This window comes from Actinotignum timonense, from assembly GCF_002860685.3.
GTDB lineage: Bacteria > Actinomycetota > Actinomycetes > Actinomycetales > Actinomycetaceae > Actinotignum > Actinotignum timonense.
Genome location: NZ_CP136960.1, coordinates 828877 through 855338, shown reverse-complemented (window position 1 = coordinate 855338; position 26462 = coordinate 828877). Strand labels below are relative to the sequence as shown.

The following is a 26462-nucleotide window of genomic DNA, read 5'->3' as shown; positions in this document are numbered from 1 at the left end:
GACACCTCATTATCCACAGCGGATCAATCGATCCCATAAAACTCTGTCGTCGGCGGCGTTTCCGGACATACCTTCATAACTTCCGGCGTGATTCGGAAAGAAAGCTCACCCTTATTATCCGGCCACCACCGATGCTCAGCATCAGAGTAAAACGTCGTCGCGTAAGCTTCCCGCCCCGGACGCTCGGAAGTATCAACTGTGAAGCCATGCGCCGCCAGGCAGGGGATATAGTATTCATCCCAATAATCCCACTGCACCCGCAACTGATCCTCTGTCAAATTCGCAAGAAACTCTGGGTCAAGGAAGTACATCGAATGGCACTCATAGAGAGCCATACCGAAAGCCTCCTGCTGCGATTCAGGGATCGGAGGGTCATACATGATTCCCCCTTGCGGAGCAACCTCAGCGGAAAACCCTTTACTCCGCAAACATTCCGCCTGCTTTTCATCGGCCGCATGCGGAGAATCCATCCACTCAACTAAAGCAATATCAGGTGGATCCACCACACCCATCGTCCGAGTATTACGCTCCAGCCAGCGTTTCCGGAAAGCTAGCTTATCTTCCTCACTTGTAAACTTAGGAGAAATCTCTATATCAGACTTCCAAGACTTCGGATCCCATTCGGAGGAAGCCGATGTTTGAGCATTTTCGGCTCCTCCGGAGCCTTCACCTGTGCAGCCGCTAATCGGGATCACCACAGCAACCACTAAACAAAGAAAAAATCTCTTCATTGAGCTTCCCCCCCCCGCTAAATCGAGTGGGTGGCGAGGGGACCTCCCCCGCCACCCACTACAGGATTCAGAACCATCTACCAGTCAATCGGGGTACAGGTAGCATGGGTAGGCGCACGAAGTAGTTCTTCCGCCGAGGCCCTCCAGTTCCCATCGAAATAACGCGAAACGACGCTGGCCCTCAATCTATCGCTCCGAGAATAAAGCGTCTCCCCACGCACCGCAATCGTCATCAATTCATACGTCTGCTGTTGCGCATATACGCCAACATGAGCCTGGTTGAAGTTGCATTTCTTGTAGCCACCCACCTGGATAGCACTGGCTGATGGCATAAACGCCACGATTGATAGCAGTGTTGCCGCGAATGCAGCACCTACTTTTCGGATAGTCTTCATGATCTGCCTCCTGTTCATCGTTGAACGGTTGGGACTTGTGACCCCTGACGACGCTCGGATGAGCACCGTTAAGGCTACGCTAAAGGACGCGTTAATGATCTGTCAATACCTTGACACCACTTAATTTCGGCAACCACATCGAGTGCACCGGCATCGCATTTAACGGCATACCTGTCGCAATATCTCGCTCAGGGCGTCACCGCTATCGCGCTTCACAGAAAAGAACGTCCGGGGTGTGCCGCGTCGGCACACCCCGGACGTAGATAGGGCAATTTAGTTATTAGGATTCAGTGCTGAGCCGCAGGGCATAGCTACGGCCCGAAGTCCCACCACTAGCCGTGGCATTTTCCTGGGTATCCACCCGGATGGTATCCCCGTCATGAGCGTCACCTGCGAGGATCATGCGGGCCAGCTGGTCGCCGATTTCCCGCTGGATAAGCCGGCGTAGCGGGCGAGCCCCGTAGGCCGGATCGTATCCGTCCATCGTCAGGTAATCGCGCGCCGCCGGGCTCACATCCAGATGCATCCGCCGCTCACCCAGCCGCTGCTCCAACTGCGTGATTTGCAGATCCACGATCTTGCCAATTTCCTCCATGCTCAGCGGATGGAAAACAATGACGTCATCCAAGCGGTTCAGGAACTCCGGCTTGAAGTGCGCCCGCACCGCAGCCATGACCGTGTCATATTGGGCCGCCGCATCCATAGTGGGATCAGCCAAAGCCTGAGAACCCAAATTCGAGGTCAAGATAAGGAGGGTATTGCGGAAGTCCACGGTACGGCCCTGGCCGTCCGTGAGGCGCCCGTCGTCCAAAACCTGGAGCAGAATATCGAACACATCCGGGTGGGCCTTTTCCACTTCGTCAAGCAGAATCACCGAGTAAGGCCGCCGCCGCACCGCTTCGGTGAGCTGGCCACCTTCCTCATAACCCACGTATCCCGGAGGTGCCCCGACCAGCCGCGAAACCGAGTGCTTTTCGGCGTACTCCGACATATCGATACGCACCATGGCGCGCTCGTCGTCGAACATAAAGTCCGCCAGCGACTTCGCCAATTCCGTTTTCCCCACACCTGTAGGCCCGAGGAAGAGGAAGGAACCATCGGGCCGGTTCGGATCCTGCACCCCGGCACGCGAACGGCGCACCGCATCAGAAACCGCCCGCACCGCATCCTGCTGGCCAATAAGGCGATGCCCGATCTCCTCCTCCATATGGAGGAGTTTCTCCGTTTCGCCCTGCATGAGTTTACCCACCGGCACGCCCGTCCAGGCCGCCACCACTTCAGCAACTTCCTCAGAATCCACCCGCTCAGCAATCATCGGTTCATGATCGCGAGCCTGGCCATCCGCTTCAGCAGCTTCCGCCGCGGCAATCTGGCGTTCTACATCAGGAATATCACCGTTTTGGAGCCGCCCGGCATCCTCATACCGGCCCTCGCGAACCGCTAACTCAAACTCGGTGCGCAACTCATCAAGCTTGACCCGCAAATCACCCACCCGGTTGCGCCCGGCCTTCTCATTTTCCCACCGAGCCGTCAAGGCAGCTAATTCTTCTTTGCGATCCGCCAATTCCGCACGGATGGTTTCTAGGCGGTCGGCGGTAGCTGCGTCGTCGTCCTGAGTTTCAGAAAGATAGGACTCCTCCATCGTGAGGCGATCCACCTGGCGCTGCAACACGTCGATTTCCTCCGGGGAAGAATCCAATTCCATGCGCAGGCGCGAGGCCGCTTCGTCAATAAGATCAATGGCCTTATCGGGAAGCTGACGGCCGGTAATATACCGATTCGAGAGCTGCGCCGCGGCAACAAGAGCACCGTCCGTAATTGTTACTTTATGGTGTGCTTCGTATTTCGGGGCGATGCCACGCAAAATTGTGATGGTATCTTCCACCGAGGGTTCACCCACGAAAATCTGCTGGAAACGGCGCTCCAAAGCCGGGTCCTTCTCAATATTTTCGCGGTACTCATCCAGGGTGGTAGCACCAATGAGCCGCAATTCCCCGCGCGCGAGCATCGGCTTGAGCATATTTCCGGCATCCATGGCGCCTTCGGAACCGCCACCGGCCCCCACGATGGTATGGATCTCATCAATAAAGGTAACGATTTCACCCGCTGCCTCCCTGATTTCATTCAGGACAGCCTTGAAGCGTTCCTCGAATTCACCGCGGTATTTTGCACCGGCCACCATTGCGGCCACATCCAATTGAATGAGCCGCTTACCGCGCAAAGATTCCGGCACATCGCCATTGACCATGCGCTGCGCCAAACCCTCCACAACGGCGGTTTTCCCAACACCCGGTTCCCCGATGAGCACCGGATTATTCTTGGTACGCCGAGAAAGGACCTGGACCACGCGGCGAATTTCGCTATCGCGGCCGATCACCGGATCCATTTTCCCTTCCCGAGCCATCGCGGTGAGATCCTGACCGTATTTCTCCAGGGCCTGGAACGTGCCTTCCGGATCCGCGCTATCCACCTTCGAGGTGCGCACGCGCGGCAGGGTAGCCCGCAGCGCCTCATGCGAGGCGCCCGCGTTCCGGAGGATCTCCCCCGCCTGGGACTGCGAAGCTGCAATCGCCATGAGGAGATGCTCGGTAGAAATATAGGCATCGCCCAAACTGGTTGCTTCCTTGCCGGCCTCCGAAATCACCCGCGAGAGCGGGCGCGAAGCCCCGGGATTTTGCACCGAATCCCCCGCCGAGCGCGGCAGCGAAGCCAGCGCCCCGGATACTCGCTCCGCGATCTCCACCCGATTAGCCCCCACCGCTTCGAGCAGGGCAAGAGCAATCCCACCTTCCTGGGCGAGCAGTGCGCTGAGAAGATGCACCGGCTCCACCTGGGGATTGCCCGCATCCGTCGCCGTGCGAATGGCCTGCGCCAAAGCTTCCTGCGACTTCGTTGTTAGTTTATCCATGACAACTCCTTACATCGGCGGCGGCTACCTGTTCACCACTTCGCCGATCCACTCATAGCAACGCAAGCTTTCTTGAGTCTATTCCACTCACGTTAGAAGATGTGGCAGTTGCGGGCACCAAGCCACGGAAACGCGGGCGCTAGCCTAATTCTCGGGCGCCGCGATAGATCAACTCCGCAATCGGCCCGATGTCACGGCTCAAGAAAAGCTCGCGCAGCGCATCCTGATACTCCTCGAAATACGCGGCCGGAATAGCTATGGCATCGTATCCGTGGGTCATGAGATACCCGGAAGCCATGAGCCGTGCGGTGCGCTTATTTCCGTCGAAGTAATACTGCGCGAGCGTAGAGGTAGCGAAAAATTGCACCGCGCTCCGCAGTGGATCGCTATCATCCAGACGCGCCAGCGAAGCCGTGAAAATCGCGTGCAGCGCAGCCGGATCCTGGGGTGCTTGGTAGTGCGTACCCGCCACGTCCACATTCCCGTGCTCCCCGCGGACCGCGCCTTCTCCCCGAAATACGCCGGAATCAATAAGCGAGTGGTAGGTGAGGGTGCGATGGATGCGGTTCTGGGTGTCCTCATCCATCCGGAACAAACCTGCCCGCACTAGATTTGCGACCAACTCATGGGCGGAAACCATCGCCGCCACATCCTCATCGCTGCGCTTCTGGCCGGGTAGCGGGCGTTCTTCGATCAGGGTCACGATCTCGGGGAGGATCATAGTTTTACCTTCCAGCGTGGCCATAGACCACACGTGTCCCGAAGTGAGATAGGCAAAGCGCTCGACCGCTTTTTCCGGCGTGCGGGGTGCAATCGCGGGTGCGGCAGGAGCGGGCAGTAGAAAAACGGCACTATCATCGCCTACAGAGTCCGACTGCCCGGTGGCGGCGTCGTCGTACCCTCGATACTGCCGCGACCCGAGGCTATACCGCGACATCATCTTCTTTTTCCTTAATCCAGGTGAGCGCCGCCGGCACGTCACCAACCGCGTACGTATCTACAACCGCGCGCCCGACCCCCACGTAATGTTTGAAGAAATCGATCCACTGCGCTCCCGCGCTCACATCCTCGTCAATCGGGAGCACCCACAGGGGCTGCATGCCGCCCCAGGTGGCAGCCGTTTTATCCAGACGATCAATATCGGCTTGCGGAATATAAAAAATAGGTGTGCCGCTCACCGCGTGATCCAGGCTCGCCGACAGCGCAAGAGCCCCAGAAATCCAATAAGTTTTTGTGATGAGCGCGAGGTTACGCAATAAATCTTTGCCGGTTTTATCGCTGTAGAGCAGCTGCCCGCCCCGTTCTCGCAGCGGCGCGGCCGGCGCACACGCGGCCAGCAACGACGCGCGATCATGGACGCGCCCGGTTTCCTCCAGCCGAGCCAGCTCGCCCTCATCGGTGGCGGTCAGGCGCCCCTCGATTGCGCGAGAGAAAAGACGTACTGCTGCGTTCGGCTCCATACCCGCTATCCTAGCGGCCGCGTGCCGCGTCGCATATTGCGGGGCCGCGCGGAGCCGCCCCGCGGGGCGCACCCGAACCCGCCCGCCTATACTGGATGAATTGCATACCGAATGGAGGAGGAGCGGTGCCGGAAGGTCACGCTATTCATCGTCACGGACGTATTCTCACGGCGCTTTTTGGCGGGGACGCCGTGGCTGCCAGTTCCCCGCAGGGGCGTTTCGCTGAAGGTGCGGCCCTGCTGGACGGATTGCGCGCCGGGCGGGCCCACGCCTGGGGCAAGCATCTTTTCTGGCCTTTCCTTTCCACTTCCGAACAAGCCGCGGCGGATGGTATTCCTACCGTTGAGCTCGGTGACCCGCAGGCCACCTGGCTCCATATTCATCTGGGGCTTTACGGAAAATGGGCTTTTGCGGGGCCGGGGGTGGCCGGTTTGCACGGTGCCGGGATTCGGGTGAGCCCCACCGAAGATTCGGGCATGCGCAAAACCATTGACGGCGGGCAAGATGGCACCACGCGCCTGGTAGAGGCCGCGCCTGCGGGTGGTCGCGATGGTCTACCGGAAGACAATATTCAAGTCCTGGGAGAATTGGCGACGACGCCGACAACTCGCTTGCGCCTCGCCGGGCCGGAGGCGGTTGCCCAGCTCACCGGCCCGGCCCGCTGTGAGATTCTCAGCGGGGAGGAAGTCCTGGGGGTGATTGCGCGGCTCGGCCCCGATCCTATTCGTAATGAGGAGGGTGACCGGCAGCGATTCGTGGCCGGGGCGCGCCGCCGGAAAATCCCGGCCGGCCAGGTGGTGATGGACCAGGCTGTTGTGGCGGGCCCGGGCAATATTTATCGGGCTGATTGTTTGTGGCGCACCGGGATTTCCCCGCTGCGGCCGGCCAATAAAGTTTCCGAATCCCGCTACCGCGAGCTGTGGGATGACCTGGTGCTGTGCATGGGCCGCGATGTGGATTCCGGGATTATTGTGACGATCCCGCCCGAATTCCAGCCCGACCCGATTCCCGAAGGCGATCCAGAGCTCTCACGCTTCGCGGTGTATCACCGCACCGGCCGCCCGTGCGTGCGCTGCGGCGCAATTATCCGGGAGGAACTCATGGCGGGGCGGCGCCTCTTCTGGTGCCCGGGCTGCCAGCGTTAACCCGCGGGTTTTCTGGGCGGGCGGGGACCACGCGATCTGCACGGTATCTGCTGCCGGGCCAATAATAAGCTGGGCTCGGCCCGGAATATCGCGGCGGGCACTCACGCCGCGATAGCGAAAATCTCCGGAGAGCAGGAATACTGCGGGGGAGATAGCCAGGAGTCGCCGCCACAGCGGGAGATGGCTGAGGTGTGCTGGCTCCGCGGTGGCGAGGATCAGGTGCCACCCGAGTTCTGCGGCATCTACGAGTACCTCGGCGAGGGGCGCGAGCGGAGAACTCTGCGGATCAAGAAGTTCGGCATCATCCACCATGACAATAATCGGTGCGGGTGACGGGGATGGCGGCGGGGCTGGTGACGAGGCTGGCTCGGTGTGGCCGGTTGCATCTGGAGTGTGGGGACGGTCAGCCGTGCTGTGCATTTGGGTGCGGCGGGCGGCGAGCACCTGGGCGAGGGCTTCCATATCCGCCCGGGCCTGCGTGGCGCTTCGGTAACTTCCCGCGATGAGTTCCGGCGGGAGGCACGTGCGCAGGTAGCCGTGCGGGTCAATAAGGAAGAGCCGCGGGAGCGGGGATATGTGCGCGAATTGCTGGGCGAGGAGGCGCAGCGCCGCGGTTTTCCCCGAACCCGCCTCCCCAATAATAAGAGCATGCCCGGTAGCGGCAAGATCAAGAGTGGCCGGCCCGCGGTTGCGGGCGCTCACTCCCACGCGCAGCGAATGTAGCGAAGGCTTGTGGAGGCCGTATCCCGCTTGTAGTTCCTGGTAGTCGAGGTGGGTGGGAAGTTCCCACAACTGGGGCGCGGGTGGCCCGGACCAGGCCACGCGAATCTCGGCGAGGAGATCACCCTGGCCGACGCCGGGTGAATCCGGGTGCGGGCCGAGTGAATCCGGGCGCGGCCGGGTGGTGGCGAGCAAAAAATGCTCCCCTGCCGGAGTTATCCCCCGGCCCGGGCAACCCACCGGCACAGTGGCCGCGCGCCGGTGCGGGGCATGGGAATCATAGGGATCAGCCAGGCGCAGCTCCAAGCGGGTGGTGAAAAAATCGCGCAGGTGCGCGGGAATCTCGGTGGGGCGGGCAGCCGTGGTAATAATGTGGATGCCGCTGGCCGGGCCGCGCTCAATAAGTTCCGTTAGTGGCTCATCCAGCTCGGGGCGTGCCCGCAGTGCCGACCAACCGCGCAGAAAAATAAATATTTCTCCGAAGGGATCGGGGCTCGGTGATTCCCCGCTGCGCGCGGCTTCGCGAGCGCGGAGCACGTTCCTCAGCTCGACCAATCCGGCGCGCATCCGCTCCGGCTCGGAATGATCGACCCGGAAACATATATGCGGAATATTAATAAGCTCGGCGAGCTCAGATCCCGAAGCATCACACAGCGCGTACTGTGCTTCGGCCGGGGTATATCCCAACGCCAGAACCCCTGCAACAGTCTGCAATGCTTCATCGCATCCGGCTCCCGGAGCACCGAGCACCAGAAGATGAGAATCCGCGAGATCAATATGGAGTGCTTCGCGGCGTTGCAGCAGCGGAAGATCGCGCTCGCCGAGCGTGAGCCGGAGCGGGGTGGCGCGCTGGCTCGGCGCATATATCCCAAACCGGGCTGAGGTATGCACCGCGATGAGCTCGGTGAGGTGGCGCGGGCGGGTGAGCGGCTCCAACCAGATCGGGTGGGCCCGCGGCCCGGCCCCGCGCAGCGGTGCGAGTGCCGCGGTGAGTGTGGATGGCCCGGTCTGAACCGTGCCCGCCCCGGAAGCTGCATGAGTGAGCGGGGCGGCTGGTGGCCCGGAGCTGCGTCGTCGTACCGAGGGGACTTGAGCCGGGCGGGCCGCGAGCGGCGCAGAAACATAAAACCCGGTGAAGCGATGCGGCACACCGCCGCAGGCAAGGAAACCGCAACCGGGCTGGGGTGGGAGGTGGGCGGCCTGCGGGGTGCCGATGACCGCGCGAGATTCGTGCTCGGAAAAAGTGCGCAGCGCGATGCGGTAGGACAGGTGGGAATCCAGGCCGCGCAACCGGCCTTCGTCCAGGCGCTGGGTGGCGAGCAGCAGGTGGATGCCGAGCGAGCGGCCCAGGCGGCCGATAGCGACGATGGTGTCGATGAGATCGGGGTGGTCGGTCAGGAGCTCGGCGAATTCGTCAATAATAATAAGGAGTGGTGCGAGAAGCGGGCCGCCATGGGCGCCGCGAGCGCGCGCTGCCTCGTATTCTCCCAGGTGAGAGTGCTGGCCGTGCTCGGCGAGCAGGTGTTGGCGGCGGTTCATTTCCCCGCGCAGGGTTTCCTCCATGCGCTCGCTCAGGGAGCTATCGCGTTCCAGGTTGGTGACCAGGGCCGCGGTGTGGGGCAGCTCGGCGAAAGGATGGAAACTCGCCCCGCCCTTGTAATCGATCAGGACCAGGTTGAGCTGTTCGGGCGAATGGGTGAGGCAGAGCCCGAGGAGGAGCGTGCGCAGCAGCTCCGATTTCCCGGAGCCGGTTGCGCCCACGAGCAGGCCGTGCGGGCCCATCCCGCCGGCCGCGGCCTCGTTGAGATCGAGCCACACCGGGGCGCCTTGCGGATCGAGCCCGAGGGGCACGCGCAAGGTGGCGGCCGGGCGGTGAGTTGGAGAAGGCGAGCCGGGGAGCTGCTGAGCGGGCGACGTGGCGTGCGGCGAAGCGAGTTGCGGCGTGAGGGATGGCAATCCGAGCAACTTCGCAAAACCCTGCACGCTGGTGGAATCCTGGGCCGCCGAGCCGCGAGCCCGGTAGAGCGCCCGGGCACAATAAGCCGCTCCGTCCAGGTCAAGCAGATCGGGAATCCCCGAGCGTACCCCGGTACTATCGGCGAGGCTGAGATGTGCGGGCTCGGCACCCTCCGAATAATCCACAAGTGCGACGAGGCTGCCGGGTTCGGGAAGCGGGCCCGCTTCATGCTGGGCAGGCCAGTCGCGTGCGAGCACGCAGGGTTGATCAGCCGGGCCAGCTTCTTCCGGATGCGATTTTTCGCGCTCTGGTTTGTCCCGGACATGCAAAGTGAGGTGGGACGAGGAACCTGGGCAATCACGCTCCCCGAAAGGCCCCTTAATAATAAGGTGTATGGCCTTTCCGAGCCCCGCCTCCGAGACGGCGTACGGGGGCAGCCAACTGAGCCAGTCCGACTCGGCCGCAGGCACATGATCGCCCGAGATAATAGCGAGATCACCAGGCGGAACGCTCGCCGCGAGCTGGCAGAGGAGGGCCCGCACCCAGGCCCAGGCCGCCTCCCCGCTCACCGTCACGGTGGAATACGAGGGCAGGTCGAGGAGTGCGGGGCCGGGGATCGGGCGCTGCACCTCCGTGGCACAGCGGTCCCGCGCCCGGCGGGCGGCGTCGTCGCGCTCCCCCGGAGGGTCCTCCGCAAGCGTAACGGTATACGGCGGCGCGAGCAGCGCCTGCCCCACCCGGATCGGGCCCGGTGGCGGTGGCATGCCGCGGGCCAGGCGCAACGGGAGCACGAGCGGGGCCGGATAACGTTGCGCTTCTTCGCGAGCACAGGCCTCCAGTATGCGGGCAGCTTCGGCTTCGCACCTGGTCAGGGCGGCGAGGTAGTCGCGCCGCGCGCCGTCGCGTTCCCCGGCGTTGCGCCGCAGCCCCAGGCCCACGTTGAGCAGCGTGAGCGCGAGCATGAGAACCCCCAGCGTTCCCATGAGGAGAAGCAGGTTGAGAGAGCGCCGGGTAGTGGACGTGAGAATCACGAGCATCACCACGGACAGCAGCGCGGGAAGGAACATGACGGCGCTCATTTTCTGCCCGCTGCCGCGATAACACGCGGGCGGCGCGGGAATGCTCAGGCCTTCCATGGCTCCTCCTTTCGCGAGCGCGCTCTCCTTGCGGCACACCCTAGCGGGGGTCCGGATTCTTGGCGAACCGTTATCCACAGCTTCGGTACGACGACGCATTTCTCTCGCAAAGAGCCAGCTGGGCTTGTGGATAACTCTCTGGCCTGTGGATGAGCCCTGGTCAGGTTGCGGCCTTCTTGATACCGTGCCCTCACCCCGCGGCTGCGGCGACATGAGCGGGCGGGTATGCCGAGCGGTATGCCGCGCGCCGGGCGGACGAGTGCTCGGGTAAGCGAGTGCTCGGGTAGGCGGGCGCGGTCACCTAAGAACGCAGAAAGGAGGGCATATGGCCGAAGAACTAGCAGAATCGCGCGGCGCGCAGCCGGCGGATATTGCGATTCCCGTCTGCGTGCATTGCGCGGGGCAGCGCGGCGAATTCGAGCTGGCCAGTTCGCTCTCACTAACGGCGCTTATTCCCGAGGTGCTGCGCCTCCTCGCCCCGGATTTTGCGGCTCCCACCTGGACGGTTCGTACCGCCACCGGGCAACGGCTAGATCCAAGCCTGCCGGCAGGCGGCCAGCTCTCCCCCGGAATCTGCCTTTTTATTGACAGACCTGCACCGCCCACGCCCCCGCGCAGCGACCCGGTTCTCAGCCGCATCCGCCATTCCACCCTGCAGGAGCGCGGCGAACTTTCCTCAGCCACACTCCGCAACTGTGCCACGGTACTGGTGGTGGTATGCGGGCTGGGCCTGGCCGGATATACCGCGCGGGCCGCGCTCCCCCACATGCTCGCCCTTCCCGTACTGGCCGGGCTCGCGCTTGTTTTCCTCGGTCTTGCCCGCGTGAATTGGGCGCACGCTCGCCGGCAGGGAAGCTCAGGTGCGAGCGTGCAGGTGCAGCTGGTGGTGTTAGCGCTACTCGCGGCCAGCGGCTGGACGGGGGCAGCCTGCGGATGGCGCGCGGCCCCGCTGGTTGTGCCAGGTGCGGGACCGCGTGGGATTGCAGCCGGGAGCCTTCTCCTTATCATCGCGCTGCTAGCCCGGGCGATAGTTCCCGTGCCGGGCGGCCGCAGTATGCTGCTGAGCTGGGCACTTTGTTTGGCGGGCTGGGGCGGCAGCACCCTGCTTCACGCCCGGCTTACCGAGCCGGCTGCCCTCGTGATCGTGGTGGCCCTGGTGTGCACGACCCGCCTGATTGCGCCGATTATCTTGCGGTTGAGCGCGCCCCCGCCGGAGGTGTCCGCCGCCGAAATAGCGGATTTACCGGCGGAGCACAGCCCGGAAAACTGGGCCCGCATTCTCATCCTCCGCGCCCTGGGCGGCGAAGCCGGCACGGTCTTCGTGATCGCCGCGCTGCTACCGCTGGCCTACCGCCCGGATATCCTCAGCGCGGCCATATGCGGCACGGCAGTAACTGTGCTCGGGCTGCGTGCCATAAGTATGCACGCCGACGCCGCGTTTGTACTTCGGCTTGTCTTCTTCCTTCTTCTTGATGTGGAGCTCTGCGTGCTGGCCATGCGGAATCCGGCAGCGCACGCAGCACTGTACCTTCTTGCTTGCCTGGTGGCTCCCGCACTGGTGAGTATTCCCGCTCTGTTCCTCGGGTATCGGAGCCCTCGGGAAGCCCCGGAAACCCTGGAGACCCTGGGTGCTGCCGAGCATCGGGGCCGCGGTGAGCGCTCCGAAGCCCAGCTTCTTCTCATCCGGCGGGTAGAGATCGCCGAGCAGATTCTTACCGCGCTGCTTGGAGCCGGGATAGTTATCGCGGTCAGCCCATGGTAAACGCACGCACGATTATGAGCTCCCGCCGTTTTCGGCGCCGCAGCATGGCGGGCGCGTTGTGGTGGGGGATGCCGGCTCATGAGGAAGCTCCCCGCCCGGGATTAGCCGGGCTGGCCGGAGCTCTTGGGCTTGCCCTGGTGGCCGCGGCTGGTACCGGGGCAGCGCGAGCGATCTCACCGCAACTTCCCGACGGCTGGGAAGATGGCGCTGTTCTCATCGCTGCGGAGAGCGGGGCGCGCTATCTCAGTTCCGGGGGAATTCTCCATCCCCTCACTACCTTGGCTGGCGCTTATCTTTTGTATCCGGAAGGCGTGGCGACACATGTGCTCCCGGCTGCCCGGCTCGCAGATGTACCGCGCGGGGCGCCCGTGGGAATTCCGGGTGCTCCCGATTCTTTACCGAACGCAGCGGAGCTGCGTGACCCGTGGCTGGTGGCCTGCCCCGCGACTGTTACAGATTCACGGGAAGCCAACAGAGAAAATACGCAGGGCACGGCCGCGCCGTTATCCCTGGCGGCCTCAGCCCCACTCCCTGAATTCGGTGGCGCGGTACTGGTGCGAACAACAAGCGGTTTGTGGCTGATTGCTGCCGGCCAACGCTACCGGGTGGATATACCGGAAGCCGCTTTCCGTAGTGAATTTCCAGATGTGCCGGTGCTTGAGGCGCCGCCGGCGTGGGTGGAACTCTGGGCTGAAGGCCGGGCTCTCACGCCGCTCAGCGTTCCCACTGCTGGCGAGCCGGTCGGTTATTTTCCCGGTATCGGGGAGGCACGGGTTGGTGACCTGGTTGTTTTTGGCGGAAGTGACGGCACCCGCACCTGGTTCCAGATCAGTTCGGGCGGGGTGCTCGAACCGCTCTCCCCCACCGCTTTCCATCTGTATCGGCTCTCCGAGCACAGTGCCCGGGCGCGGGTATACGCTCTTGATCCGGCAGCTCGCGCCCATCTCACCTTTCGCGAAACCGGCCCCGGGGACGGCTGGCCCGCTGATCTCGGCGCGCTCACCGCTCCGGTTTCCGAACACGATTCCGCTATCGCTTCGGGCCCAACTCCCGTTGCCACACAGCCCGGCACCGCGCGGGTATGCGCGGCTTTCCACGCGGGACGCTCGTTCCTGGTGTACGCACCTGATTCCCCGCTGCTACCCAGCGGAGCTGCGCTCGTGGCCGGCACGGATGCGGGGAGTGCCACCCTTTTGCAGGGAAGCACCCTCGTAGATATCGCCGATCTTGACCAGCTGCGCCGGGCCGCGAATTGGGAAAACATCACTCCGCTTGAGATTCCGCCCGCCTGGCGCGCACTCCTTCCAGAGCCGGCCGCGGTTCTTTCCGGCGATGCGCTCTGCACCGGTCCTGGCGGTACCGCCCGGACCGATATTGCTGCCTGCACCCGGAACCGGCCGTGAATGACCAGACCCACAAGCCCGGGCCGGGGAGAGGATTTTTCCTCCCCGGCCCGGGCGGTGAGTGACATACGTTGGAGATAGTTAGTGGCTGGTTATCCCGGATTTAGCGGGTAGCGCTGGAACGGGAATTAGCCCGGTAGCGCAGGGTCAAGCCGCCGGCGAGCGCGGTGAGCCCGGCCAGGAGCCAGCCCGCGAGCGCCGCACCGGTGCGTTGCAGCTCCGGAGGCGCAGGCGGCGTAACCGGAGGAGTAGCGGGTGGCGTAGCCGGCGGAGTGGTGGGCGGAGTGGCCGGTGGCGTAGCGGGCGGCGTCGTCGGAGGTACCGGTGGTTCTTCGAAACGAACGGTCTGTTCGCTATCGAGCGGATCGGTGTGCTCGGAAATGAGCCGGTCGCCCAGGTACACCCATTCGAAAAGAACCACCTCGCGGCCAGCTAAAGCACTCGCATCAAAGTCCAATTTAATGCGGGCGCATTCGCTGGGAGAACCGGGAACGAAGTCGCTGACTTTGCGTACCGGGGTGCCATCCTTCCCGAGCACCGGCGTCCCATCGGGGAACATGGCGGCCGTTTCGATCCGGTAGGTTTCCCCGGGGATAAGTGCTCCGCTGAGCTCGCATACCTCATCGGTGATCACCGCGTCCGCGGTGGCGCTCAGAATCTGATCGCCGCCGGCACCATTTGTTCCCTCGGTACCATCGATGCCCGCCGAACCATCTTTGCCGCTGGCATGATCAGCAGCACTCGGAGCGCCATCCCGGGCGCGGGTGGCCAGGCGCGTGAAGGTCACCGTCTGGTTGGTATCCTTCAGGTCAGCATGCACGGCAATATCCCGGCCGTCCTGGCGCAGAGTTTCTGTTGCTACCACCTTGGTGCCGGCCAGAGTTGCGGCGTCGACCTCAAAAACCACCTCCACGCTACCGTTGGGGTGCTCGGGCACGAAACGGCTGGTGCTGGTGAGCTCGCTGCCACTGGTATCGCGCAGCGGCTGACCGCTAGCCGGATCCAGGAGCGCCCCGTGGACCTCGTATTCCTTACCGGGAATCAGGTGCTGATAAGAAACAGTATCCACCAGGGTGACGGTGCCGGTATTGGGTGCGATATGAGTGTCCTCGTGGTGCATGGTGGTGTGGAGGGACGGTTCGCGGGTCACCGTGAACTGCTCGGTCACATCGGTGACGCTGGTGGCCAGCGGCGCCGCCCGGTCATCGCCCGCGAAATCAGACACCACTACGTAGGTGCCCGGCAGGTTCTCCCCGGCCTCATCCTGTTCCATAATCCACGACGGATCACCCACGCTCGGATAGAAACCGTTGCGGGCGGGAAGTACCACCGGCTGCCCGATTTGGCGGGCGGCCGCGCGGTTCTCATCGGTGACCGCCTGGCCTTCCGGGAAGAACAGTAGGGTGTGGGTTAGCGTCTGAGTATCCGCCCCAAATCCAGCCCCGCCGGTGAAATCAGGATGGTTCGCGGGTAGGCCGCTCACCCACACATCATCGACCAGGTAGGTGCCGGACTTCGTTTGGCGAATAGAGAGAGCCGAATCGATCTTCCCGGGGTAGCGCACCGACGTTGTTTCATCGGCCAGCCCGAACGTATCCGACCAGCCGGCCTCGATCCAGGGCAAGAACTCGGCCGGTTGGTCCTCCGCGAGGACTTCCCACACCCAGGTGTACATTCCGGGCTTGCTCACCGGTTCGCTCAATTCTGCCCGGATCGGGCCCGGGCCTTCGGCCACCACCGTTACCGACCCGATTTTTTCCGAGCTGGCCGGGACCACGCCCGGCTCGGGAACGGCCGTGGGTGAGACATACCAGGCGGTGGCCCGGTAAGTAACCGGAATAAAGGGGCCATCCTCAAAAGAACCGTTGGTTCCCGGGCGGCGGCTCCATTCCCCATCCCGGAAATTCTCATCCGCGCGGGCCACGAAAGTATCGCTGAGGACCGTGCCGGTATCTACCACTTTCGCATCAGCCACATGGGACACCCCGAGAGGCCGGAAGGGGAATTCTTCCCGAGAAGTTTCCTCCGGAAGCCCGTAATGATCAGCCCAATCGGCGTGAATATAGCGGGAGTTCTCCCCCTGCTCGTTTTTGCGGACCTCCCATACCCAGGTGACGAAACCGCGTTTGGGGGTGGAAAGTTCCGCGGTGAGGGTCTGCCCCGGGCCGTTGGCCTGGACCGTGACCGAGCCCAGGACCTCGGCTCCTTCAGGAACGATATCGCTGCGCTGCGGGGAGGTGCGACCCGCCCAATAGGCGGTAGCCCGGTAGGTAACGGGCACATTTTCCCCCTTTACCTGGCTCCATTTTCCGTCCCCGTAATCCTCCTTGACGGCGGTGGTGAGAGTATCGCGAATAACGCCGTCGGTATTAATAGGACGGGTGCTGACCTTCGAGGTGCCAAGCGGCTGGAAATCATAAATAACTTCCCAGGTGCGCCCCGGAACCTTGCGAGTGAGAGGATCGCTGACCGGGCGGTGGCCGTAGGTGATGGTGTCTTGGACAGTGCCATCAGCCCCGAAAATAGTCAGGGTGGTACGAACCGGGGTATCGAAAACGGCTGTGTAGCTCACCTGGCCATTCCCGGTGGCCGACCACGCCAGCTCCAGCGGCTTACTATCAGTCACCCCGCTCCAGGTTGTGCTTCCGCTCGCATCAAAAACTGCCGGGCCGGTGAGGGTAATAACCACGGGAATTCCGGGCAGCCACGCCTCGGAATCATCCGGGTGCACGCCGATACCGCGGATGGCACCGCTGCGCTCCCCTTCGCCTTCCACGATTCCGCTCACGTAGCCGACGGCGGCGCTGGCGCGCGCTTCTCGCACGTAGCTCTGGGCCCGCTCCTCAATATCAGGACGCTGGGTGCGCACCGCCTGCACCAGTTCGTTCACGGTCTCTTGGGCCCGCCCCGGACGCCCCGGGTATTCCTTTTCGAAATTAACGTGGATGAGGTAGCTCAACGCAGCAAGGTTGAGGTCATCCGTGGTATTTCCTTCATAGCGGTTGAGCAGCCAGGCCATTTGCGGGGTGCTCAGCTGCAATTCCCCCGGCCCGAGCGCCCGGGATTCGGTAAGAGTCGTAATATCGACCATTTCCCCGGGGCCAGGATCGGCATATTTCGCTTGGATACACCAGATGGGATAGCCTTCCACCGCCACCCCGTTAATTGATTGTGTTTCCGCGTAATGCGGGCCGAGGCGGAGGTGGCCAACAATGTTCACACCTTTAATTTCGATGCCGCGGCCAACAGAATGATCCCAATCGGCGCGCGCTCCGGCGCCGCCGAACAGACCGGCGCCCGCCAGAGCGAACACCATGAGAAAAGCAAGAAATACCCGAATCACATGTGGGGTGGATTTCGGGCCCGTGGTTATTGCCATGGTGGATACGAGTCCTTTCACAATATTATTTTTTGCATGACGAAATAGAGCCATGATGAAGCTGCATGCACGGCGAATGCGCATGCGTAACGAACATGGTGCGGGCAGAAAATGCGGGCGGGAAAATACCGCCGCTAACAGCCACTAACCGCCGCGCGCTACCCGAAGAGGCGAGCCACCGCCCGGTCAGCCGCGCGATAGTTCTGCGAAGCGCATTCCACCTGCTGGCCAATACGCGCGTAAATGTCATTCAGGGAGCGGGCCGCGGCATGCCAGCGCGTTTGCGCGGCTTCGTAGGCTGCCTGCGACTGCCCGTCCCAATCCGCCATCGCGGTGCGTATTCGCGCATCAAGCTGCGCGAGCACCCCCTCGATGCGGGAAGCGTGGGCAGTCATATCAGCCGCCCCCGCGGAGAGTTCCCCAAAATGAGCACGAAGCTCGGTCATAACAATCCTTTCTTTAAGTGTGCGGATATCCCGGGTGTGGGCGCTATTACGCCGCCGGCAGATCCCCGACTAGCGCGGCCATGCGGGAAAAATCCGCGCGGGTGGCCGCGTCTGTTTCAGCGACGGTGGCATCCGCGCGGCCCAGGCGCGCCCCGTAATCAGCCAGCAGAGCAAGCAGTTTTTCGCTGGCCGCGCGGTATTCCTCCAGCGCAGCGGCGAAAGCTACCGGAGCGGTACCCCGCCAGCCGGCATGCCAGGCGGCAATGCGGTCCATAGTTGAGTGCAGGTGGGCGCGCAACTCCTCCTGAGCCTGGGTAACGAGCGCGCGAACGGTGAGAATCGAATCATGAGCGACCCGCAATTGTGCGGTGGATACAGCCATACATCCCCCTGAGGTACGTAGGTGGTGGCGCGCGGGTGGTGAGAGTTCCGCGCTTCGGACGCCGGCCGGTGAGGACCGGTGTTCCCATAGTGGCTGATAAAAGTGGTGCTTGTCGAGAGGGAGAAAATGTTATCCACAGGCGCGAGCCCGGCGGGCGTGTCACCCACAGGCAGGCCGGATTTCACCGGCCTAGCGACCCCGTGCCCGGCAGCGCCGTCGTACCTCACTACCCTGTTTCAGGGCGACGACGCCGCGCCGCTTCCGCGGCGCCCTATCCGGCGCTACAGGAAATAAGCCACCAAAGCGACCATCGAAATAACGAAAGCGATGCCGATAATGGTGGCGCGTTGCCAGAAGAGGCGACGGCGCGGGTAGTAGCTCTGCCCGGGCTGGTAGCCGCCGAAATCATAGCCGCCGCTCAGTTCTTCTTCGGATTCGATAGCGGGATCTTCCCCGGTGGCACTGCCGCGCTGCTGGTCATCATGCCGGCGGCCGAATTGGCGTTTCCTCACGGTTTCCTCCGTCTCCGGGTGGCTGGCTCCCGGTAGGAATATGGTAGTGCATCCATATGAACATGAGGGCTACTATCCTGGACGTATGTCGTCGAAGAAAAATAAGCCGGCCGGGACTCCGGCCCTCCTCGCCCTGGAGAAATCCGGCGTGGAGTTCACGATTCTTGAGTACGAACAAAGTTTGCATCACGAGCACGGATTCGCCCTCGATTCCGCCGCTGAGCTGGGGATGGATCCCCGTGTTATTTTCAAAACCCTGCTGGCGCGGGTGGATGGGAAGGCGGTGTGCGCGGTGGTGCCGGCTGCCGCCATGCTCAATCTCAAGTCTCTGGCGAAGGCCGCGGGCGGCAAAAAGGCCGCAATGATGGATCCGCATGATGCCGAGAAACTCACCGGCTACGTGACCGGGGGTATTTCGCCGCTGGGTCAAAAACACCGCAGCCCAATTTTTATTGATGCCTCGGCACGCGAACTGGAGGCGATGGTGGTGTCGGGCGGGAAACGCGGACTCTCGGTGCGGCTAGCTCCCGCGGATCTAGCGGCCGCGGCCCGCGCGACGTTCGCGCCGGTCGCTGATTTTAGCCGGCATACTTAGGCCGGCCCAGCTTCGAGAGCCGCCACGTCCACATACCAGGGCCCGCGGCGCAGCGCCTGAATATCCAGCTGCTCCGCGAAGTCCGCGGCCGTGCGCACCTCCAACCCCAGCGAACGCCCGATGAGCGCCAGCACATCAGCTGCGCTCCAGCCGTATTCGGCGAGCGCCCGCATGGTCACGGCCCCGTCGCGTTTGGCCAGGCGCGCGCCGGCCTGGTTGAGCACCATGGGAACATGCCAATATTCCGGGGTGGGCGCCCCGAGCAAACGCTGCAAATACACCTGCCGGGGCGTGGAGGGCGCCAAATCCGCCCCGCGCGTGACCTGGGTAATATGCTCAAGCGCATCATCCACCACGGAGGCAAAATTGTAGGCGTACCGACCATCGCCACGCCGAATCACAAAATCATCGACGACGCCGCTCACTTCCCCGCACACCTCATCGTGAATACTCAGTTCTTTCACCTCGGTGCGCAGCCGCAGGGCCGGCTGGCGGCCCACCGCCGCAAGCTTGGCGCGCCCGGCCCGACGGCCGGCCGCGCTCAGGTCCCGGCAGGTGCCCGGGTATACCCCGGGCGCCCCGTGGGGCGCCCGGGCGGCGTCGGCTAAATCACGCCGGGTGCAATAGCACTCGTAGAGCAGTCCACGTTCCCACAGGGACGCGAAGGCGGCGTCGTACCCCGCGGTGCGTTGGGATTGGATCTGGACCGGGCCGTCCCAGGTGATGCCAAGGGCGCGCAGGTCCGCGAGCTGGCGCTCCTGGAACTGCGGGCGGGACCGTTCGTCCATATCCTCCACGCGCATGAGGAAACCGCGCCCGCTGCGCCGGGCCAGAGCCCAGGCGAGGAGCGCGGTGCGGAGATTCCCGAGGTGCAGGTCTCCGCTCGGCGAGGGTGCGTACCGGCCGTACTCCACGGTTTAGGCCAGCGAACCCATCGGATCCCAGGCGGGCAGCACTTCCGGTTCGGTTTCCAGCGCGGCCAGCAGCTCGGCGGAAAGGCGATCCTTGGTGACCGCAACTTCGAAAACGTGCTGGTCGAACCAGGAATCGTTCATGGTCCAGAAGCCCTTATCGGCGTGCTCATCGCCCCAGGAGTTTTCGATGCGCCAGCGGCGCGGGCTGCCATCTTCACGCAGGTCAACGCCGGTGAACACCATGGCGTGCGTCATCATCGCTTCGCCGTAGTAGAGCTCATCGGCCTTCGAGAGCGCCAGGTCAATCCCGTAGGTGCCTTCGTAATCGTAGAGCTGGCCGTCCCAAATACCGCGTTCGCGATCCGACTGCTTGCCGGTATCGCACCCCATCCACACGGGCTGGCCGTCCTTGAGGGTGGCGATGGTGGCTTCGCGGATGACCTCGATGGGAACATTGAGGTAGGTGACCGGCTTGGCGCCCACCACATTGCCGAGGCGATCCACGGTGTAGAGCTTGCCGTACTCATTACGCGGATCGTTGACGATGCACACGTACTGATCCAGATCCGGCAGGTACTTCTGCGCGAATTCCACCGGGGTCATCTTCCCTTCGCGGTGGAAGTTCCCCTCCTCATCTTCGTACTGCCACACAAAGCTTTCCGGCGGGGTGCCCAGGTGAATCGCGAGCACCCGGTAGACCTGCCCCATGAACTTTTCGCGCACGGCTTCGCGCTGGCCGGCTTCAGCCTCGCGAATATCGTGGGCGGCGCGGCGTAGCAGCATTTCCAGGGTGCGGTTCATGAGCTGGGTATTGGAGGAGGATTCCGTTTCCGGCATCGCGAACTTCGGGCAGGCCCCGTACTTGTCCACCAGGGCCACGAACATATTCCACTGCCCGCCGTCCCCGATGGGATCGGACAGCAGGTAGTGCACGGTGCGGTCATCGACCGGGCGGTCCGCCAGCTCAATCATGGAGGTGAGGAAATAATTGGCTTTCTCCAGCTTGTCGTAGAAATGCTGGAAGGACTGGGAGAACTCGAAGTTCTTCAGGCCGGTGGCGCGATTGACGAGCATCTTCAGCGAGCTGAGCCCGGAGAAAAGCCAGCAGCGCCCGGACTTCTTCTGGTTATTCACCTTCCAGGTGTCCACCTTCACCGACATGGACGGATCAATCGCGTTAATAACATCGCGATCCTGGGCGACCTTCGTGATCGAGGTCTGGGTGACGGCGTTCTGGACGATGCGAGCGGTGCGATCCGCCGCGAAATCCTCCGCAAACTTCTTCACCATATCGGTCTCAAGTGCCTGGGCCATTCATAACTCCTTCATTGTCGTAACTGTGCCAAGGTCCCTCACTATGCTACCTTGCAGGCGCAGGCCCGCCACGGGCATGTGTCCCGAAAGGTTATGTATGCGTTTTTCGATTGGTCGTTTCGGTGCGCCTCATCGTTCCGGTGCATCTGGGAACCGCGGCCGCGCATCCGGTGCTCCCGGTGCTTCCGAGCGCGCATCCGGCGCAGCTTCCCCTTCGCCGCACCGGCGCATGTGGAACGTGATTGCCGCGCTGCTGGTGGTCCTCGCGGTGGCGCTCATCCAGTTGTGGCGCGCTGATTCGGATTCCGCTCCGGCTCCTGGTGGTGCTGGCAGCGCGAGTGGCGCGGCGGGCAGCGCGAGCGATGCGAGCAACGGCGAACTCACCGCGTCCGAGGCACTTTCCGCACTCAAGCTGCTGCCCGGGGGCCGCCCCGATTCCGGGCACGGGTATTCGCGCGCCGAGTTCTGCCTGGGAGATGGCTGGCCCGATACCGACGGAGACGGCTGCACGGTGCGTAACGAAGTGCTGCGCCGCGATCTCGCGGGAGTCACATTTTGGTCGGGGAAGTCCACGCCGCCGGGCTGCGTCGTCGCCACCGGAACCCTCCGCGACCCGTATAGCGGAACGGTGATTTCTTTCGACCGCGCCCGCGCGCCCGAGGCGGTAACGATTGATCATGTTGTCGCGCTTTACGATGCGTGGCGGGCCGGGGCGCAGGATTGGGACGCGGATACGCGCGCGCAATTCGCCACCGACCCACTCAATTTGCTCGCGGTCTCTGGGGCGGCGAATAAGGAGAAGGGGCACGCCACCGCCGCGCAGTGGTTGCCGGATAACCCGGCTTTTGTGTGCGAATACGCCGCGCGGCAGGTGGCGGTCAAGCGTGCGTACGGGCTTCGGGTCGACGACGACGAACGTCACGCCCTGCACGAGGTGCTATCCGATTGCGTCCGGTAAGCCGAGGTTGCGGGTGGGGCTGTGTTCCGAGGCCAGAACCCCGCTACCGTACCCGATTACGCGCTCTGCAAGGGTTGAATATTTTCTAGCTCATCCCCTAGCGCATCTAACTCCTTCTCCAGGTCATAGTGGGTTTGCAGATTGATCCAAAACTGAGCACTGGTCCCAAAGAAACGCCCCAACCGCAACGCGGTATCCGCGGTGATCCGACGCTTCCCATGCACAATTTCATTGATTCGACGCGGAGGAACCTCAATGGCAATCGCAAGTTTGTGCTGCGTAATATCCAACGGTGCCAGGAATTCCTCTTCAAGGATTTCTCCCGGATGAATCGGGGGAATCTTGCTAGTCATGATACCTCCCTAGTGATAATCAACTATTTCAACTTCGCTTGGACCTTGTGGCGTCCAAAGAAAACAGATACGCCATTGATGGTTAATTCTGATGCTGTACTGACCAGCACGATTACCCTTAAGAGCCTCCAAACGGTTACCTGGCGGTACCCGCAGCTCATCGAGTTCCGTTGCCGCGTCGAGCAGCATCAGTTTCATGAGCGCCTTCCGTGCTATTCGAGAGTCGAGTCCCTTAACACGCTCTCGCCAATAGAGACGCTCTGTGTCCCGATCTGCGAACGAAGCAATCACAAAATAAGAATATAACGCCACACGTTATTAACGCAAGGCGTTATATCCTGAGAATTTCTCCCATACAACGCGGGTGGGTGCTGGAACTCGCGGTCCCGGCACCCACCCGTGTTGGTAGCAATATGGAGGTTAGCGGCGCACCGTTGGGGTGTCGGTACCGTTACCGTCCCAGTCTCCGATGAAGAGCTCATCGCTTACCCGCCCGTACGGGAGGGTGTGATCAGCGTTTCCGCTCACCAGGGAGTTATTGACGTGGATGGTATTGCCGCGGCGAATCGAGAGGGTGTCCCGGCCATCGCCGTCGAAATCTCCCGCGAGGGTGGCATCCCCGGCCCGGCCGTAGGAGAAGGAGGTATCTGCCGCGCCGCTGGCCAGGGAATTCTTCACATAGAAGACATTCCCACGCCGCACCGCAAACGTATCAACACCATCACCATCCCAATCACCGACCAGGACCTCATCACCGGCCCGGCCATAAGAAAACACGCTATCCGCTTCGCCACTGGCCAGGGAATTCTTCACGTAAAAGACATTCCCACGCCGCACCGCAAACGTATCAACACCATCACCATCCCAATCACCGACCAGGACCTCATCACCGGCCCGGCCGTAGGAAAACACGCTATCCGCTTCGCCACTGGCCAGGGAATTCTTCACGTAAAAGACATTCCCACGCCGCACCGCAAACGTATCAACACCATCACCATCCCAATCACCGACCAGGACCTCATCGCCGGCCCGGCCGTAGCTGAAGACGAGGTCGGCCACGGTGGCTTGCCAGGTATTGGATAGGTAGAACATATTGCCAGTTGTCGGTGCGGGCGCAGGTACCGTCGGTTCCGGCGCGGGCGTGGTTGGTTCAGGCGCCGTCGGTTCCGGCGCGGGCTTCGTGGGTTCCGGCTGAGTAGGCTCCGGCTGCGTCGGTTCCGGTGCAGGCTGAGTAGGTTCAGGCGCGGTCGGTTCCGGCGAAGTGGGAGTCGGCTCCGGCGCAGGAGCCGGATCTTCCTTCTCCGGAATCACCTTGAGCCCGACCTTGAAGGGGTCGTGGTCCGAGGAGCGGAAAGCGCTCTCATCCCACAGATTCTTGATGTTGTAGTTGTAACGGGAGTACTCCAGGGCCACCGACTCGGGGGAATTGATATTCCACACCTGCCCGCCGGTGGCGAGCTTCGCGGCGGCGGGATTGGCCAGCACGTGATCGAGCGAGCCCACCAACCCGGAGAATTGGTAGGTGTAGGAATCCGGCTGGAAATGCCCGTGCAGATTGGTGTAGCCGGCCTTCTCAAAGACCCGGATCGGGTCCTCCTTCGAATAGGAGTTGAGATCCCCCACCACAAACACCGGCTTATCGGCAAACTCCGCAGCGATCCAATCGCGCAGCGTCTCGGCCTGCTTGGTGCGCAGGAGGTTGTTATTGCCCTGGTACACATCCTCGTCATTCGCGATCTTCTTGGATAGCGAACCTTTGGACTTGAAGTGATTGGTAATCACCACGAACTCCGGGCCCACGCCTTCGCCATCCACAATCGCCTGGAAGCTTTGCGCCAGCGGCTGGCGCGCGGTCCCGGTATACCACTCGCTATTGAGAATCTGCGAGGGACCCACCGCCCGCACCTTATCTTTCTGGTAGATAAAGGCAAGGCGAATATAGTCCTCGTTCTCCCCCACTTTCGCCGGGGAAGGCACATAAGCCCAGCGCTCGGCCTGCGCGTCCGCATTGAGGGCCGCCACCAGGGCCCGCACCGCAGTATCGCGATCCCCGCCGGAGACCCGGGCGGTATTCTCAATTTCTTGCAACCCCAGCACGGTGGCATCTAGCTCGTTAATGGCCCGCACAATCTTGCTTTGCTGGCGCGCGAAAGACTCCGGGGTATAGGCCCCGCGCACCTTGCACCGATTCGCCGCGATGGGATTACCTTCGCGGTCGGTATAGGCCCGGCAGCCCTTCTCATTTTCGCCGAGGCTGGTGAAGTAGTTGAGCACGTTGAAGGAGGCGAGAGAAATATCCCCGCCCAAATTCCCGGGGGCCGCCGCGCGGGTGTTCTCAAAAGTGACCACCTCGGTGGAGCGATCCGTGCCATCTTCCAGCGTCACCGGGAAGCGCGGTTGCAGCTTCCAGGAATTATTGCGGAAGTCCATAATGAGCCCGCCCTGGAGAGTCGCAGCGGCGCCCACTCGCACCGGCGCGGCCTGCGCAGCATCGCCGGCCGCATTATCCGCGAACAGATAGGGCACCGGCACATTCGTTTGGGCATTGCGCCCAAAGTAGGCCCGCGAGCGCCCATCATCCACAACCAGCACATTCGCCGCGTTATAGGCATCCAGGGCCTGTATCTGCTCGGGGTTCTCGCTCGGGTTGAAGCGTTCGCTGGGCTGCCACAGCGGCTGGGTGCCGCAGGCCAGGCCCACCTCACCGTACTGGTTGGTGGCATAGTTATTAGTCACCGTGAGCGGCCCGGTCACGCGCACGAGCATGCCCTCCACCGCTTCGCGCTGCGCCGCCGTGGCATTGCAGGCAATCTCAACCGGCTCAATCGCCGCCGGCTTTTCCTCCAGCGCGGTAATAGCAGCAGCATTAATTTCGGTCAGCCCGTAAAATTCGGTGACCGTGCCGCGCACCTCCACATAGGCGCCGGCCTCCAGCTGGGCGGCCGCTGCCCCGTACACGAAAATACCGTGGGATGCATCAGCATGTTCCACCCCGGGCGTTTGGATATAGGCCCCGTTGAGTCCGCCTTCCGGGTAGGCCGCGGTCACGACGCCGCGCGTGGTCACCTCCTGCCCGGCGAGCGGACTTGCCTGCCCGCTTCCCTGAATTTGCGCGATAGTGACGAGCGCGGCCGGATCGCTTGTGCTTCCCGTGCCCGGCTCCGTTGTTGGCTCGGTGCCGGGGCCGGTGCTTGGCCCGGGTTGCGGCTGGGTGCCGGGATCCGGTTGGCCCGGGGTTGCGTCGTCGTTCGCACGTCCCGGCGTAGCCGGAACAACACTAAAATCGGCCGCATTATTATTCGTATCCGCGCCGTTGGGGATGCGGGAGGCGGAGTTCGCGGCCATCTGGGAATTGGAGCCGACGCGCGCCGCCTCACCTTCCGCCACGCTCGCGTTCCCGTATCCGACCAGGTCAATAGCGGTGGCGGGATCGGCTAGGGCCGCGTCAATACGCGACGACGGCGCCAGCACCACAATCCCGCCCTTGGCTCCGAGGTTGATCGGGGAGGTGGCCGCCTCCGGGAGCTGAACACCGTTGGACCCGTTCGATCCGGCGCTGACCACCAGATAAGCCCCGGCGTCCAGGCTGCCACTCAGGGCCACCTTGGAAGAAATGTTCTTCCCGTGGCTTGCCGAATAGCCCAACGTCAGATCGCTCAGGTCAATCGCCGCCGAGCTCGGGTTATACAGCTCAACGTATTTATGAGTGTAGGTGGATCCGGAGGACCCGCCCCGGGTGTAAATCTCATTAATGACAATTCCGGAACCGTCCGGCGCGGCGAACGCCGGGAGGAGGGAGACGCCGGGAACCATCAAAGCCGTGGCTGATAGTACCGCAACGCCCGCGAGGGCACGTTTTTTCACGTTGCGACCTTTCTGTGTGGTCCGCGCGTGGCGGGCGCGGAAAGTGCTTCACGCCTCCTCCACGTTAGCCCGGCCGCATCGCCAACTCTTAAACACCAGGTAAACGGGCGGTGACCAGGGCTCGCGGC

Annotated in this window: 20 protein-coding genes; 5 read left to right on the top strand and 15 right to left on the bottom strand. The window is 62.8% G+C overall.

Annotation, left to right across the window (positions count from 1 at the left end; genetic code table 11):
• Positions 1-23 precede the first annotated feature (23 nt).
• The 5 genes from CYJ17_RS03520 to CYJ17_RS03500 all read right to left on the bottom strand — a co-directional run bounded on the left by CYJ17_RS03520 (position 24) and on the right by CYJ17_RS03500 (position 5494).
• Complete coding sequence (locus CYJ17_RS03520; RefSeq protein ID WP_087069962.1) at positions 24-731, bottom strand: hypothetical protein; 708 nt, start codon at positions 729-731, stop codon at positions 24-26.
• 77 nt (positions 732-808) lie between these two features.
• Positions 809-1126, bottom strand: coding sequence for a hypothetical protein (locus tag CYJ17_RS03515; protein ID WP_087069963.1), 318 nt, complete (start codon positions 1124-1126; stop codon positions 809-811).
• 280 nt (positions 1127-1406) lie between these two features.
• On the bottom strand, positions 1407-4034 hold the full coding sequence (gene clpB, locus CYJ17_RS03510; RefSeq protein WP_101595261.1) for an ATP-dependent chaperone ClpB: 2628 nt from the start codon (positions 4032-4034) through the stop codon (positions 1407-1409).
• A gap of 139 nt (positions 4035-4173) precedes the next feature.
• Positions 4174-4974, bottom strand: a complete 801-nt coding sequence (locus CYJ17_RS03505) for a Fic family protein (RefSeq protein WP_143231806.1) — start codon at positions 4972-4974, stop codon at positions 4174-4176.
• Positions 4958-5494, bottom strand: coding sequence for a hypothetical protein (locus CYJ17_RS03500; RefSeq protein WP_087069966.1), 537 nt, complete (start codon positions 5492-5494; stop codon positions 4958-4960). Before CYJ17_RS03500 ends, CYJ17_RS03505 begins: the two co-directional genes overlap by 17 nt.
• Before the next feature lie 125 nt (positions 5495-5619).
• Here CYJ17_RS03500 and CYJ17_RS03495 point away from each other — a divergent pair, with 125 nt between their 5' ends.
• Positions 5620-6639 carry an Fpg/Nei family DNA glycosylase gene (locus tag CYJ17_RS03495; protein WP_087069967.1) on the top strand — a complete coding sequence of 340 codons (1020 nt, stop codon included), beginning with the start codon at positions 5620-5622 and terminating at the stop codon, positions 6637-6639.
• Here CYJ17_RS03495 and CYJ17_RS03490 read toward each other — a convergent pair.
• Positions 6523-10452, bottom strand: a complete 3930-nt coding sequence (locus CYJ17_RS03490; protein ID WP_159454971.1) for an FtsK/SpoIIIE domain-containing protein — start codon at positions 10450-10452, stop codon at positions 6523-6525. The two genes, CYJ17_RS03495 and CYJ17_RS03490, sit on opposite strands and share 117 nt — an antisense overlap.
• 325 nt (positions 10453-10777) lie before the next feature.
• Between CYJ17_RS03490 and CYJ17_RS03485 the strand changes: the two genes are divergently transcribed.
• Positions 10778-12214 carry a hypothetical protein gene (locus CYJ17_RS03485; protein ID WP_087069969.1) on the top strand — a complete coding sequence of 479 codons (1437 nt, stop codon included), beginning with the start codon at positions 10778-10780 and terminating at the stop codon, positions 12212-12214.
• Positions 12208-13617: a type VII secretion protein EccB gene (locus CYJ17_RS03480; protein WP_087069970.1), complete on the top strand. Its 1410-nt coding sequence runs from the start codon at positions 12208-12210 to the stop codon at positions 13615-13617. The genes CYJ17_RS03485 and CYJ17_RS03480 overlap by 7 nt, the downstream gene beginning before the upstream one ends.
• A 103-nt stretch (positions 13618-13720) precedes the next feature.
• On the opposite strand, the gene CYJ17_RS03475 is transcribed toward CYJ17_RS03480, so the two are convergent.
• From CYJ17_RS03475 to CYJ17_RS03460, 4 genes are all read right to left on the bottom strand, one after another.
• Entirely contained in the window at positions 13721-17017 is a 3297-nt protein-coding gene (locus CYJ17_RS03475; RefSeq protein WP_244899285.1) for a VaFE repeat-containing surface-anchored protein, read from the bottom strand.
• Between the two features lie 137 nt (positions 17018-17154).
• Positions 17155-17442, bottom strand: coding sequence for a WXG100 family type VII secretion target (locus CYJ17_RS03470; protein WP_087069972.1), 288 nt, complete (start codon positions 17440-17442; stop codon positions 17155-17157).
• 46 nt (positions 17443-17488) lie between these two features.
• Complete coding sequence (locus tag CYJ17_RS03465; protein ID WP_087069973.1) at positions 17489-17824, bottom strand: WXG100 family type VII secretion target; 336 nt, start codon at positions 17822-17824, stop codon at positions 17489-17491.
• Between the two features lie 281 nt (positions 17825-18105).
• A complete protein-coding gene (locus CYJ17_RS03460; RefSeq protein ID WP_087069974.1) occupies positions 18106-18336 on the bottom strand; it encodes a hypothetical protein in 231 nt (76 codons plus the stop codon).
• Positions 18337-18421: 85 nt separating this feature from the next.
• Here CYJ17_RS03460 and ybaK point away from each other — a divergent pair, with 85 nt between their 5' ends.
• Positions 18422-18931: a Cys-tRNA(Pro) deacylase gene (gene ybaK / locus CYJ17_RS03455; protein ID WP_180948650.1), complete on the top strand. Its 510-nt coding sequence runs from the start codon at positions 18422-18424 to the stop codon at positions 18929-18931.
• Here the strand turns inward: ybaK and gluQRS are convergent.
• On the bottom strand, positions 18928-19845 hold the full coding sequence (gene gluQRS / locus CYJ17_RS03450) for a tRNA glutamyl-Q(34) synthetase GluQRS (protein ID WP_101595258.1): 918 nt from the start codon (positions 19843-19845) through the stop codon (positions 18928-18930). The two genes, ybaK and gluQRS, sit on opposite strands and share 4 nt — an antisense overlap.
• A gap of 3 nt (positions 19846-19848) precedes the next feature.
• Positions 19849-21159, bottom strand: a complete 1311-nt coding sequence (locus tag CYJ17_RS03445) for a C1 family peptidase (RefSeq protein ID WP_087069975.1) — start codon at positions 21157-21159, stop codon at positions 19849-19851.
• A gap of 97 nt (positions 21160-21256) precedes the next feature.
• On the opposite strand from CYJ17_RS03445, the gene CYJ17_RS03440 reads away from it, so the two are divergent.
• On the top strand, positions 21257-22117 hold the full coding sequence (locus CYJ17_RS03440; protein ID WP_200807158.1) for an HNH endonuclease family protein: 861 nt from the start codon (positions 21257-21259) through the stop codon (positions 22115-22117).
• Between the two features lie 56 nt (positions 22118-22173).
• Here CYJ17_RS03440 and CYJ17_RS03435 read toward each other — a convergent pair whose 3' ends face one another.
• The 3 genes from CYJ17_RS03435 to CYJ17_RS03425 all read right to left on the bottom strand — a co-directional run bounded on the left by CYJ17_RS03435 (position 22174) and on the right by CYJ17_RS03425 (position 26334).
• Positions 22174-22470, bottom strand: a complete 297-nt coding sequence (locus CYJ17_RS03435) for a HigA family addiction module antitoxin (RefSeq protein ID WP_016441845.1) — start codon at positions 22468-22470, stop codon at positions 22174-22176.
• A gap of 9 nt (positions 22471-22479) precedes the next feature.
• On the bottom strand, positions 22480-22761 hold the full coding sequence (locus tag CYJ17_RS03430) for a type II toxin-antitoxin system RelE/ParE family toxin (protein WP_087071130.1): 282 nt from the start codon (positions 22759-22761) through the stop codon (positions 22480-22482).
• A 129-nt stretch (positions 22762-22890) separates the two neighbouring features.
• The gene (locus tag CYJ17_RS03425) at positions 22891-26334 is read right to left on the bottom strand and encodes an ExeM/NucH family extracellular endonuclease (protein WP_087069976.1); all 3444 of its coding nucleotides are present in this window, start codon (positions 26332-26334) and stop codon (positions 22891-22893) included.
• Positions 26335-26462: the final 128 nt, after the last annotated feature.